Raw genomic sequence first — 12691 nt, 5'->3', positions numbered from 1 at the left:
TCCGGTGTGATCTCGCCCTCTCACGAGATGCTGAAAGGATCTTGACTAGCGGGCTGAGCAGCACCGTTGCCGCGGTACTGGAGAGTACGTACGGACCCGCGCGCGTTACCACGATCCGTCGGGGATCTCCACGGACGGGCGAGAGGTCCGTGCCGGCGGTCCCGGTCTCCTGCGGACTTCTCCCGCGCGGGACGTCCGTCGGCGCCGTCACGACCCTGAGCGCCGGATTGAAGACTTCCGACAGAAGCGCCGATCACCGATCCCGATCGCGAGCTCGAGTCAGGGGATGCGGATGCTGTCGACGAGTCGCTCGTGCATCTCCTTCAACGTCTTCTCGTCCGCCTCGGGGCCCAGGGTCAGGGCCTGCACGAGGTGGTCGTCGTCGGCGATCACGCGGACCCATCCGACCAGGCGCTGGTCGTGTTCCACGGTGGACAGTCGCGCGTCGATGACCCGGCGGCCGTCAACCGTCTTCTTCCTGACGTCGGTGCTGGTCAGGGGTGCGCCGCCGAGTGCCTCGTACTTGCCGGTGAGGCCCTTGAGGGCCTCGTCGAGTGACAGCTGATCGCCCGGTATGTCGTGGACGGTGAAGCCGATGGCTCCCTCGGGGATCTCCAGCCCGTACGAGCGGCCCTCGACGGTCCCGCCGCCGGCGGTGGGGATGGAGGCCTTCCGGACCTGTGCCTTTCCGGGAAGCTCGGCCGTGATGCCACTGGGGGGATCGGTGGTCGTCACCCACTCCACGGCGGGCGCCGTGGTCTGGGCGCCGACGTACGCCGCCGGCGCGGCGGGGAACGCGGGGGCGGCGGAGAACGCGGGGGCGGCGGGCAGCACGCCCCCGGCGACCAGGGCCGCCGAGGCGGAGAGCATCAGAAGGCGCTGCGTCCGAGAACGGTCGGCCATGCGGATCACTTCCCATGACGTGGGGGCGGCGCCGGAGGCGGACGATGACGATCACGTGCGGATTCCCGGCCCACCCTCCCAGCGTCCGTCCCGGCGGGCACGGATGCATCCGGACGGGCCCGGCCCCCGGCGTGTCTGCGGTGGTCCGTTCCGCCCGGCCGGTACGGGTGGTGGGCGGGGCCGGCGGTGCGAGTGGTGCGAGTGGTGGGAGTCGGTTGTGGCGATGGTCGGGCTGTTCTGGGTCACTCCGGACGCGGTGTACGTGGGATCGCCGCCGAGTGCCATCGGCGGCTGCGTACGTCTGACCGGCGACGGGCTGGAAGCGGTGGACCCCGACGGCTCCCGGACGTGGAGGTGGGCGGAGCTGCGTTCCGCGGTCGTCGAGGACGTGCCCGTCGAGGGCCCGTCGGGCCGCGCGGCGAAACTCCTCGGCTCGGTGGTCGCGGCCGCGTTCGACGCCTTCCTCGGCGGGGGGCCGCCCGAGATGACCCTGCGGCTGGAGACGGAGAACGGGCCGGAAGAGGTGACGGCTTACGCGGCGGTCGCCGGCTACGGCGCCGAGGAGGCGGCCCTCTCCCAGGACCTGCTCGCCCGTTTCGTCGCGGGGACCGCGGACCCCCGGACCCTGGCCGATTGGGGCCGCGAGCACGCCCCGGAGGGCACGCCGAAGCCACCCGCGCGGGAGTCCCTCCTGCGCACCTGGGCCGGGGCCTGAGCGCGCCGCACCGGTCAGTCCTCCAGACGGACGGGCATCAGCAGCGAAAAGGCGTCCTCGGTGTCGGTCCGGCGGATCGCCAGGGGCGCCGTGGGGGCGCCGAACTCCAGGACCAGCCGGTCGCGGGCGCCGGCGGCGGCGAGGGCCTGCAGAAGGAACGCGCGGTTGACGGCGACGCGGTGCGGGTCTTCGTCGCCGTCCTCGCAGACGGTCACCCCGCCCTCGGCCGTCACCTTGAGCACGCTGAGGTCGCAGGGGACACCGTCCTCCTCGCGCACCTCACCCGCACGGACGGGACCGGTCTCCAACGCCTCCCGGAAGGCCGCGACATCGACGAGGACGCGGCGCCCCGCCGGCAGGCTGACGAGGCGACGGTAGTCGGGGAAGTCGTGATCGACGCACTGGCCGGCCGTCTGGCGGTCCCCCGCCTCCAGGGTCACCCGGCCGCCGTCCACGGCGAGCCGGACCGGGGCGCCGTCGCTCAGCAGCGCCCGCATCGCGTCGGCGAGCGGGGACGGTACGACGACCTGCACGCGGGGCCCGTCGTGGCCGCTCGCACCGGCCCGTGCGACGGCCATCCGGTAGCGGTCGGTGGCCACGACGCGGAGCACGTCGCCCTCGACGTCGAACAGGACACCGCCGAGCACCGGCAGGTCCGGATCGGTGCCGGCGGCGAAGCGGACCGCGTCCAGCGCGGCGGCCAGCTCGGGGGCGGAAACGGCCAGCCGGACGGCGGTGGTGGCGGTGGCCGTCGTGGCGGCGGTGGTGCGGAGCACGGTCATCGGATTCTCCCTGCATTCGAGTAGCGCTCGGACGGTGGAGAACTCGTCGCGCGCATCGGACAACCCCCGTTCCAGACGGCGCAAATGTGCCTGCAGCAGCTTGCGCACCAGGTCGGTGTCCGCGCTGGACCAGCCGGCCAGAATCAGCCGGATGTCCGCCAACGGCATGCCCGCCCGCCGGAGCCGGGCCAGCAACCGGGACTCCTCCAGCTGCTCGGGGCCGTACCACCGGTAGCCGCTCACCGGATCCACCCAGGCCGGTACCAGCACGCCCGCACCGTCGTAGAACCGCAGGGTGCTCACCGTCAGCCCGCTGTCCCGGGCCATCTCGCCAATGCTGCGCATCTCGCTCTCCACACCCGCAACTCTGGGCCCTCCACCAGGTCGAGGGTCAACCGCCGCCGCTGCCGTGGGGCGGCGCGCGTGGTGGCGTGCGTGGCGGTGGCGTTGCGGAGTCGTGAAATCCAGCCATGGATTTCCGGCCGCCGACGGCGCTGCGGATGATGTACGGACCCGAGGGAAAGTCCAGATCAAAGCCGGTGTGCGAGGTCCGGCGGGGGGTGTGTTCCGGCCACCTCCGGGAGCCTCGGGCGGGGGTTGACCGGCGGCCGGGGCGCTGACAGTCTCCGAGCCATGTCCGCGACCGAACTCCTCGCCACGCGGCTCCACACCCCCGGCCTCTGTACCGAGCCGGGCGAGTGTCCGGGCCGCTGTCCGGCCCCCACGGCCTGACCCCCGCCCCGCCCCTGCGCGGCTGCCCCCGGGACCTCCCTTCACCACGAGGCCCGGCCAGGACGACCCGCCTCACCGGGAACGCCCACCCGGCCCGGCACCCCTGACCGGGGCCGCCCGGCCGGGCCGGCGCCCACCGGCGATGCCCTTCCGCGACGACGCCCCACGGCCCGGCTCCGAGCGGGGCCGCCCTTCCGGAACGGTGCCCCTCCACAGAGGGCCCGACCGGTCCGGCACCCCACCCGGGTCCGCCTCTCCGAGGGGAGTCGCCCCACCCGGGTCTGCCTCTCCGAGGGGGAGCCGCCCCACCGGCGCGGTACACCCCGCCGGAGCGGCGTCCCGCCCAGGACGCCCTTCCGGTGCGCTCCCCGACGGCTCCCCCTAGCGGGGGTGTTCGGCCGGGCCGACGCCCCACCAGGGGGTCCCACCGGTCGGTGCCCCACCCGGGGTGTTCGGCCGGTCGGTGCCCCACCCGGGGTGTTCGGCCGGTCGGTGCCCCACCCGGGGTGTTCGGCCGGTCGGTGCCCCACCCGGGGTGTCTCGCCGGTCGGTGCCTCACCTGGGGTGTTCGGCTGGTCGGTGCCCCACCCGGGGTGTCTCGCCGGTCGGCGCCCCAGCAGGGTGTCCGCCGGTCGGCGGCCCAGCAGGGTGTCCGCCGGGCAGCGCCCCACCCGGATGTGCCACGGACGGCACGCAGCCAGGGCGTCCCGCGGGAAGGCGACTCACCTGTGTGTCTCACGGACGGCGCCCTGCCGGGGAGCCGTCCCGGGAGCGCCCGGGCGGGGGCGTCCGACCGGATCGGCGCCCGGCGGTAGGGCGTCCGGCCGGGGAATCCGGGACAGGCGCTACGTCCGGGGGCGTCCGGCCGGGCCCCTGTCCGGCCGAGCGGGCCACGCAGGGGCGGCGTGCCCGGGCACCCGAGGGGCCTCCGCGGTCTCGGGAGCCGGCACCCGCCGCCGTACCACCCGCACCGCACACACCACTTCGCGCACCTCCGTTTCCTCCGCTGCGGACACGAACCTGCCCGCAGCCAGTCCTCAGCAGGGAGCTCCCATGACCACCACCCTCCCCACGCCCACCGTCACCGTCACCGTCACCAAGATCGGCGGCCGCATCGGCGCCGAGATCGGCGGCGTACGGCTCGGCGGCGATCTGCCCGACGCCGCCGTCGCCGAGATCCGCGCAGCCCTCCTCGCGCACAAGGTCGTCTTCTTCCGCGGCCAGGACCACCTCGACGAGGCCGGCCACGAAGCCTTCGCGCAGTTGCTCGGCGCGCCGGTCGCGCACCCCACCGTCCCCTCCGCGGACGGCCGTTACGCCCTCGGCATCGACTCCCACCACGGCGCCCGCGCCAACCAGTGGCACACCGACGTCACCTTCGTCCCCGCCTACCCCGCCTTCTCCATCCTCCGCGCCGTCACCATCCCCCCGTACGGCGGCAACACCCTCTGGGCCAACACGGCCACCGCCTACTCCCACCTCCCCGAGCCGCTCCGCGCCCTCGCCGACAGCCTGCGCGCCGTCCACTCCAACGAGTACGACTACGCCGCCCTCAAGCCCGACGCCCTCCCCGAGGCCCTGGCCCAGTACCGCGAGGTGTTCACCTCCACCAAGTTCCTCACCGAGCACCCCGTGGTCCGCGTCCACCCCGAGACCGGCGAACGCACCCTGCTGCTCGGCAACTTCGTCCAGCGGATCAACGGCCTCACCGGCCGCGACTCCCGCGTCCTCCAGGACCTCTTCCAATCGCACATCGAGAGCCCCGAGAACACCGTCCGCTGGCAGTGGCAGACGGGTGACGTCGCGATCTGGGACAACCGCGCCACCCAGCACTACGGCGTGGACGACTCCGACGACCACGAGCGCACCCTGCGCCGCGTCACCGTCGACGGCGACGTCCCGGTCGGTCCCGACGGCGAGCCCTCCCGCCTGCTCAGCCCGGAGGCCGTCCCGGACCCCGCCTTCGGCATCCCGTCGGGCGCCTCCACCTCCGGCTCCGGCTCCACCTCCGGCTCCGGCTCCACCTCCGGCTCCGGCTCCACCTCCGGCTGACCGCCCCGACCCGACCCGACCCGGCCCTGACCGACCCGGCCCCGCCCCGCACCACCCCGTCCCGCCCGCTCCCGTACGTCACCCAAGGAGCCCCCGTGCCCCACCTGCTCGCCATCACCGGCAGCCCCTCCGCCCACTCCCGTACCGCCGTCGTCGCCGACCATGTGCTGCGCCGCCTGTCCCACTCCGGATTCGGGACCGCCCACCTGGCCGTGCGCGAGCTCCCCGCCGCCGACCTGCTCGCCGCCCGCCGCGGCGAGCCCGAGATCCGCCGGGCGCTCGAAGCCGTCGCCGAGGCCGACGGCCTGGTCATCGCGACCCCGGTCTACAAGGCCTCGTACACCGGCCTGCTCAAGGCCTTCGTCGACCTGCTCCCGCAGGACGGCCTGGCCGGCAAAACGATCCTGCCGCTGGCCACCGGCGGCAGCCTCGCCCACGTCCTGACCATCGACTACGCCCTGCGCCCCGTGCTCGCCGCCCTCGGCGCCCGGCACGTCACCGCCGGCCGGTTCGTCCTGGACTCCTCCGTCGAGCGCGGATCCGGCCCGGACCGGCTGCGGCCCGAGGCCGAGCTCGACCTCTTCCAGGCGGTCGACGAGTTCGCCGAAGCCCTGCGCACCGCGCCCGCCGCCGCGCTCACCACCGCTCCGTAACACCACGCCACCCCGCACCCCGCACCGACAAGGACCCCGTCATGCCCGCAGCATTCACCTCGACCCGCACTTCCCGGCGCCAGTTCCTCACCCTGCTCGGCATTTCGGCGGCCGCGGTGAGCTGCGGCACGGCCACCGCCAACGGCGGCGGATCCGGTGCGCAGGTCAAGACCCTGAAGTACCAGGGCTCGGTCGGTGCGGTCACGCTCCCCGAACTCGCCGCCGACCTCGGATACCTGGGCGACCTCAAGCTGGAGTGGGTCGGCAACACCATCAGCGGTCCCCAGGACATCCAGTCCGCCGCCACCGGCCAGACCCACTTCGGCGGCGCCTTCAACGGAGCGATCGTCAAACTCGCCTCCAGCAAGGCCCCCATCAAGGCCGTCATCTCCTACTACGGCGTCGACGAGCACGCGTACAGCGGCTACTACGTCCTCGAGGACAGCCCGATCCGCTCCGCCCGCGACCTCTTCGGCAAGAAGGTCGGCATGAACACCCTGGGCGCGCACTCCCAGGCCGTCCTGGACATCTACCTGAGCCGCAACGGCATCTCCAAGGCCGACTCGTCCAAGGTCGAGTCGCTCGTCGTGCCGCCCGTCAACACCGATCAGGCGCTCCGCCAGAAGCAGATCGAGGTGGGCGTGCTGGGCGGCGTCCTGCGCGACAAGGCCGTGGCGGCCGGCGGGATCAGACCGCTGTTCAGCGACTACGACCTGCTCGGCAAGTTCAGCGCCGGCTCCTACATCATGACCGAACGGTTCATCAAGGAGAACCCGGACACCGTACGGACCTTCGTGACCGGCGTGGCCAAGGCCATCGAGTGGGCCCGCACCACCCCGCGGGAGCAGGTCATCGCCCGGCAGACCGAGATCGTCAAGAAGCGCGGACGCAACGAGGACACCGCCACCCTCCAGTTCTGGCGTTCGTACGGGGTCGCCGAGACGGGCGGCCGGATCGAGGACAAGGAGTTCCAGCTCTGGCTCGACTGGCTGGGTGAGCGCGGCGATATCAAGCAGGGCCAGCTCAAGGCCGCAGACCTCTACACCAACGAGTTCAACGCGCACGGAAAGGGGTGACGGCCGCCATGACGAAGATCGTGTTCGAGGACGTGCGCAAGACCTTCGGGGACTTCACCGCCCTCGACGGCATCGACCTGGAGATCCGCAGCGGGGAGTTCCTCGTGGTCGTCGGCCCCAGCGGCTGCGGCAAGTCCACCCTCCTCGACCTCCTCGGCGGCCTGGCGGCCCCGACGGCCGGCCGGATCCTGCTCGACGGCAAGCCGGTCACCGGGCCCGGCCTGGACCGGGGCATCGTCTTCCAGCAGTACGCGCTGCTGCCGTGGCGGACCGCCCAGGGCAACGTCGAGTTCGGCCTGGAGGCCACCGGTGTGCCGCGCCGGCAACGCGCCGCCCGGGCGAAGGAGTTCCTGGACCTGGTCGGACTGACCGGCTTCGAGGACCGGCACCCGCACCAGCTCTCCGGGGGCATGCGCCAGCGCGTCGCCATCGCCCGCGCGCTGGCGTACGACCCGGACGTGCTGCTGATGGACGAGCCGTTCGCCGCGCTCGACGCGCAGACGCGCGAGTCCCTCCAGGACGAGCTGCGCCGCATCTGGCAGAGCACCGGCAAGACCGTCGTCTTCATCACGCACGGCATTGAGGAGGCCGTCTACCTCGGGCAGCGGGTGGCCGTCATGACCTCCCGGCCCGGCCGGGTCAAGGAGGTCGTCCCGGTCTCCTTCGGCGACCGCGACGGACTGCTGGGGGAGGCCCTGCGGTCCAGCCCGGAGTTCGCCCGCTACCGGCACGAGATCTGGAACCTCCTCCACGACGAGGTGGCCCGCGCCCAGCAACTGGAGAAGGAGGCGGCAGCCGCATGACCACCGGAACCGACACCACCCCCCTGACCCCCCCAACCCCCACCACCCCGACCCAGGCCCCGAGCCCGGTCCCTGCCTCGGCCTTGGCCCCGGCCGGGTCCGCCCCGACCGCCCCCGCTGCTGCAGGGACCGCCGTCCAGGACGAGTCCCCCGCCCTCAAGACCCGGGTCCCGGCACCCGCCCCGGCCCCGGGCGACGCCCCGGCTGCGGTCCCAGCCCCGGCTGACTCCGCCCAGGAGGCGGCCCCTGCCACCGCCGCTCCCACCCCGGGCCCGGCCGGGTCCACCCCAACCGCCCCCGCCGCTGCCGGGACCGCCGTCCAGGACGCGCCTCCCGTCCTCAAGACCCGGGCCTCGGCCTCGGCGCCCGCCCCCGCTGGGTCCGCCCCGTCCGCCCTCGCCGCTGCCGGGACCGCCGTCCACGACGGGCCCCCCGCCCTCAAGACCCGGGCCCCGGCACCCGCCCCGGCCCCGGGCGACGCCTCGGCTGCGGTCCCTGCCCCGGCTGAATCCGGCCAGGACGCGGCCCCTGCCACCGCCGGGTCCACCCCGGTCGCGGGTACGGTTCCCGCCGTTGCCGGGTCCGCCCCGGACGGGGCCCCCGCCCTCAAGTCCGGGGCCCCGGCATCCGCCCTCGCCCCGGCCGAATCCGCCCAGGCCGGAGCTCCGGCCCCGGCCGAATCCGCCGAGGACGGGCCCCCGGCCCCGGCCGGGGCCGCCCCGGGCGCGGGGACCGCCCCCGCCGCCCCCGACGGGGCCCCTGCCCTCAAGGCGCCGGCCCCGGCACCCGCATCCGCCCCCGTCCGGACGAGGGCCGCCGCGCTCGTCGTCGTACGCGCGCTGAAGGCCGTCGCCGTGCGGACCGCCGCGATCCTCGCCCTGGTCGCCCTCTGGGAGATCGCCCCGCGCGCCGGCCTGGTCGACGCCACCTTCCTGCCTCCCATCAGCGAGGTGGCCGTCGCCTGGTGGGAGCTGGCCGGCGACGGCCAGCTCGCCGACCACACCCAGGCCAGCCTGATCCGCTCCTTCGGCGGCTTCGGCATCGCCGTGGCCGTCGCGGTCCCGCTCGGCCTGCTCATCGGCTGGTACCGGCCCCTCGCCGATTTCCTCGGCCCGCTGCTGGAGGTCTTCCGCAACACCGCGGCCCTCGCGCTGCTCCCGGTCTTCGTGCTGCTCCTCGGCATCGGTGAGACCTCGAAGGTGTCGATCGTCGTCTACGCCTGCCTCTGGCCCGTCCTGCTCAACACCATCAGCGCCGTCCGGAACGCCGACCCCACCCTGATCAGGCTCGCCCGGTCGATGGACCTCTCCACGCCCCGCCTGTTCCAGAAGGTGATCCTGCCGGCCTCCGTACCGGCCGTCTTCACCGGAATCCGGCTGGCCGGCGCCGTCTCCATCCTCGTCCTCGTGGCCGCCGAGATGATCGGCGCCAAGGCGGGCCTCGGCTATCTGATCAACGCCTCGCAGTTCAACTTCGCGATCCCGCAGATGTACGCGGGCATCGTCACCATCTCCGCCATCGGCGTGGCCTTCAACCAGCTGCTGGTCACGATCGAACGCCGCCTCAGCACCTGGCGCGTCCCCGCCTGACCACCACCCCGCCTGACCACCCCGCCGCCGCCCCACCCCCGCCGCGCGCCACCTGACACACACGAGGAACCGTCATGACCACCGCCCCCCGGACCCTCCACCTCAACGCCTTTCTCATGAACGCCGGGCACCACGACGCCGCCTGGCGCCACCCCGACAGCACCCCCGAGCGGGTCACCGACCTGCGCTACTTCCAGGAACTGGCCCGTACCGCCGAGCGCGGCCGGCTCGACTCCATCTTCTTCGCCGACGGACTCGCCCTCTGGGGCAAGGCCCGCTACAACGCCCTCGGCGGTTTCGAGCCGCTCACCCTGCTGTCCGCGATCGCCGCAGTCACCGAGCACATCGGGCTGATCGCGACCGTCTCCACCACCTTCAACGAGCCCTTCAACACGGCCCGGAAGTTCGCCTCCCTCGACCACATCAGCGGCGGCCGCGCCGGCTGGAACATCGTCACCTCCGGCACCGTCGACGAGGCCCGCAACTTCAACCGCGACGAGCACCTGGCGCACAACCTCCGCTACGACCGCGCCCGCGAGTTCCTCGACGTCGCCACCAAGCTCTGGGACAGCTGGGAGGACGACGCGATCGTCCTCGACAAGGAGCGCGGCATCTACGCCGACACCGACAAGCTCCACCCCGCCGCCCACCGCGGCGAGTACTTCGGGGTCGCCGGACCGCTCAACGTCCCGCGCTCGCCCCAGGGCCACCCGCTCCTCGTGCAGGCCGGCTCCTCCGAGGACGGCAAGGAGTTCGCCGCCCAGTACGCCGAGGCCGTCTTCACCGCCCAGCAGACCCTCGCCGACGGCCAGACCTTCTACAAGGACCTCAAGTCCCGCCTCGCCAAGTACGGACGCACCGAGAGCGACCTGCTCGTCCTGCCCGGCATCGCCCCCGTCATCGGATCCACCGAGGCCGAGGCGAAGGCCCTGGAGCAGCAGCTCACCGACCTCCAGGTGCCGGAGTACGGGCTCGCCCAGCTCTCCGGGATGCTGAACGTGGACCTCACCGGCCTGCCCCTGGACGGCCCGCTCCCGGACCTGCCCGAGGAGCGGGACATCAACGGCAACAAGAGCCGCTTCACCCTCGTTGCCGAGCTGGCCCGCCGCGACGGCCTCACCCTGCGCGAGCTGATCGCCCGCCTCGGCGCCGGCCGCGGCCACCGCACCTTCGCGGGCACCCCCGAGCAGATCGCCGACCAGCTGGAGGAGTGGTTCACGCAGGGCGCCGCCGACGGCTTCAACATCATGGCCCCCGTCCTGCCCACGGGCCTGACCGCCTTCGTCGACCACGTCGTGCCGATCCTGCAGCGGCGCGGGCTGTTCCGCACCGAGTACACCGGCCGCACCCTGCGCGAGAACTACGGCCTCGCCCGGCCGGCCAACCGCCACACCCGGGAGGACGCATGACCGACCACGTCACCGACGTCCTCGTCGTCGGCGGCGGACCGGCCGCGACCTGGGCCGCCCTCAAGGCGGCCCGGGCCGGCGCCCGGGTCGTCCTCGCGGACAAGGGCTACTGCGGTACGAGCGGCGCCACGGCCGCCGGCGGCACCGGCGTCTGGTACGTCCCGCCCGAGCCCGCCGCCCGCGAGGCGGCCATGGCCTCCCGCGAGGGCCTCGGCGGCTACCTGGCCGACCGGCGCTGGATGGCCCGGGTCCTCGACGAGACGTACGACCGGATGAACGAGCTGGCCACCGAGGGCCGCTACCCGTTCCCCACCGGGCCGGACGGCCGGCCGCTCCGCAACGGCCTCCAAGGCCCCGAGTACATGCGGCGGATGCGCATCCGGATCCGCCGCGCCGGGGTCCGCGTCCTCGACCACAGCCCCGTCACCGAACTGCTCACCGACGCGGACGGCGCCGTCGCGGGCGCCGCCGGCTACCGCCGCCAGGCCCGGGAGCACTACCGGGTCCGGGCCGGCGCCGTGGTCCTCGCCACCGGCGGCTGCGCCTTCCTCAGCGGGGCGCTCGGCACCAACACCAACACCGGGGACGGCGCGCTCTTCGCCGCCGAGGCCGGGGCGGAGCTCTCCGGCATGGAGTTCTCCAACGCCTACGGGATCGCCCCCGAGGGCACCTCGGTCACCAAGACCGCCTTCTACTCCTTCGCCATCTTCTACCAGGAGGACGGCAGCGTGCTGGAGGGCGCGGCCAGCCAGGGCGGCCGCTCGGCGATCGCCCGCGAACTCCTCACGGGCGCCCGGGTGTACGCGCGCCTCGACCGCGCCGACGAGAAGGCCCGGGCCGCGATGCGCCTCGCGCAGCCCAACTTCTTCCTCACCTTCGACCGGCTCGGCATCGACCCCTTCGCCGACCGCTTCGCCGTGACCCTGCTTGCCGAGGGCACGGTCCGCGGCACCGGCGGCATCCGGATCACCGGCGACGACTGCGCCACCGGCGTCCCGGGCCTCTACGCCGCCGGGGACGCGGCCACCCGCGAGGAGATCTGCGGCGGCTTCACCGGAGGCGGCAGCCACAACGCGGCCTGGGCCGTCTCCTCCGGCAGCTGGGCCGGCCGGGGCGCCGCCCGGCACGCCCTGTCCCTCGGGCCGGGACGGGCCGCCCGCCGCCCCGTCACCGGCGCCGGCGGAGCCGGACTGCGCCCGACGGGGCAACGGGCCGAGCCGGGCGGGCACCGGGCCGCCGTGGAACTCGTACAGTCCGAGGTCCTCCCGTACGACAAGAACTACCTGCGCCGCGGCGACGTCCTCGCCGCCTCGCTGCGCACCCTCGACACGGTCTGGTCGCAGCTGCGGGCCACGTTGCACGGCGAGGGCGCGGAGCTGGTCAGGGCCCGGCAGGCGGCGGCGATGACGGCGCACGCGCGGTGGATGTACGCGGCCGCGCTCGCCCGGCCGGAGACCCGGGGGATGGCCAAGCGGCTGGACCATCCGCAGCAGGACCCGAAGCTGCACCACCGGATCCTGGTGGGCGGCCTGGACCGGGTGTGGACCCGGCCCGCGGCCCTGACGGGAACGGGGGCGGTGGCGTGATCGAACTGGTCTCGCGCGACCGGTGCATCAGCTGCGACAAGTGCATCGAGGTGTGCCCGACGGACGTGTTCGAGCAGGGGCCCGGGGGGATCCCGCTGCTGGCCCGGCAGGAGGACTGCCAGACCTGTTTCCTGTGCGAGGCCAACTGCCCGGTGGACGCGCTGTTCGTCTCCCCGCTGACCCGCCCGGCCGCGGACGACCCCGCCGTACGGGACGAGGCGGCGCTGGCGGAGCGCGGCCTGCTCGGCAGCTACCGGCGCGAGATCGGCTGGGGCGAAGGCCGGACGCCCGGGTCGCTCAGGGCGGTCGGGCCGCCGCTGGGCCAGGACCCGCGGCCGATCACGTCCTGAGGCAGGGGGGGGCGGTCCGGGCGGACCGCCCCCTGTCCGCT

The 12691-nt window shown here is 74.1% G+C and carries 11 protein-coding genes; 9 read left to right on the top strand and 2 right to left on the bottom strand.

Features of this window, described 5'->3' with window-relative positions; translation table 11 throughout:
- Window positions 1-279: 279 nt before the first annotated feature.
- Window positions 280-903, bottom strand: a complete 624-nt coding sequence (locus ACIPYQ_RS23255) for a hypothetical protein (protein WP_401254214.1) — start codon at window positions 901-903, stop codon at window positions 280-282.
- A 217-nt stretch (window positions 904-1120) separates the two neighbouring features.
- Between ACIPYQ_RS23255 and ACIPYQ_RS23250 the strand changes: the two genes are divergently transcribed.
- The gene (locus ACIPYQ_RS23250) at window positions 1121-1618 is read left to right on the top strand and encodes a hypothetical protein (protein ID WP_401254211.1); all 498 of its coding nucleotides are present in this window, start codon (window positions 1121-1123) and stop codon (window positions 1616-1618) included.
- A 14-nt stretch (window positions 1619-1632) separates the two neighbouring features.
- On the opposite strand, the gene ACIPYQ_RS23245 is transcribed toward ACIPYQ_RS23250, so the two are convergent.
- Entirely contained in the window at window positions 1633-2745 is a 1113-nt protein-coding gene (locus ACIPYQ_RS23245) for a MerR family transcriptional regulator (protein WP_401254208.1), read from the bottom strand.
- 1440 nt (window positions 2746-4185) lie between these two features.
- Between ACIPYQ_RS23245 and ACIPYQ_RS23240 the strand changes: the two genes are divergently transcribed.
- The 8 genes from ACIPYQ_RS23240 to ACIPYQ_RS23205 all read left to right on the top strand — a co-directional run bounded on the left by ACIPYQ_RS23240 (window position 4186) and on the right by ACIPYQ_RS23205 (window position 12650).
- Window positions 4186-5184, top strand: coding sequence for a TauD/TfdA dioxygenase family protein (locus ACIPYQ_RS23240; RefSeq protein WP_401254205.1), 999 nt, complete (start codon window positions 4186-4188; stop codon window positions 5182-5184).
- A gap of 95 nt (window positions 5185-5279) precedes the next feature.
- Window positions 5280-5837 (top strand): NADPH-dependent FMN reductase, encoded by a 558-nt coding sequence (gene ssuE / locus ACIPYQ_RS23235; RefSeq protein WP_401254203.1) that lies wholly within the window; start codon window positions 5280-5282, stop codon window positions 5835-5837.
- A 41-nt stretch (window positions 5838-5878) separates the two neighbouring features.
- Entirely contained in the window at window positions 5879-6913 is a 1035-nt protein-coding gene (locus tag ACIPYQ_RS23230; protein WP_401254200.1) for an ABC transporter substrate-binding protein, read from the top strand.
- Window positions 6914-6921: 8 nt separating this feature from the next.
- Entirely contained in the window at window positions 6922-7716 is a 795-nt protein-coding gene (locus ACIPYQ_RS23225) for an ABC transporter ATP-binding protein (protein WP_361753868.1), read from the top strand.
- On the top strand, window positions 7713-9305 hold the full coding sequence (locus ACIPYQ_RS23220) for an ABC transporter permease subunit (protein ID WP_401254195.1): 1593 nt from the start codon (window positions 7713-7715) through the stop codon (window positions 9303-9305). Before ACIPYQ_RS23225 ends, ACIPYQ_RS23220 begins: the two co-directional genes overlap by 4 nt.
- Before the next feature lie 74 nt (window positions 9306-9379).
- Window positions 9380-10714 carry an LLM class flavin-dependent oxidoreductase gene (locus ACIPYQ_RS23215; RefSeq protein WP_361753872.1) on the top strand — a complete coding sequence of 445 codons (1335 nt, stop codon included), beginning with the start codon at window positions 9380-9382 and terminating at the stop codon, window positions 10712-10714.
- Complete coding sequence (locus tag ACIPYQ_RS23210; protein ID WP_401254191.1) at window positions 10711-12300, top strand: FAD-dependent oxidoreductase; 1590 nt, start codon at window positions 10711-10713, stop codon at window positions 12298-12300. Before ACIPYQ_RS23215 ends, ACIPYQ_RS23210 begins: the two co-directional genes overlap by 4 nt.
- Window positions 12297-12650, top strand: a complete 354-nt coding sequence (locus ACIPYQ_RS23205; RefSeq protein ID WP_401254188.1) for a 4Fe-4S dicluster domain-containing protein — start codon at window positions 12297-12299, stop codon at window positions 12648-12650. Before ACIPYQ_RS23210 ends, ACIPYQ_RS23205 begins: the two co-directional genes overlap by 4 nt.
- Window positions 12651-12691: the final 41 nt, after the last annotated feature.

This window comes from Streptomyces sp. NPDC090045 (assembly GCF_044747975.1).
Lineage (GTDB): Bacteria > Actinomycetota > Actinomycetes > Streptomycetales > Streptomycetaceae > Streptomyces.
Note: the sequence above shows the minus strand (reverse complement) of the source record. Positions and strands in the feature narration are given on the sequence as shown.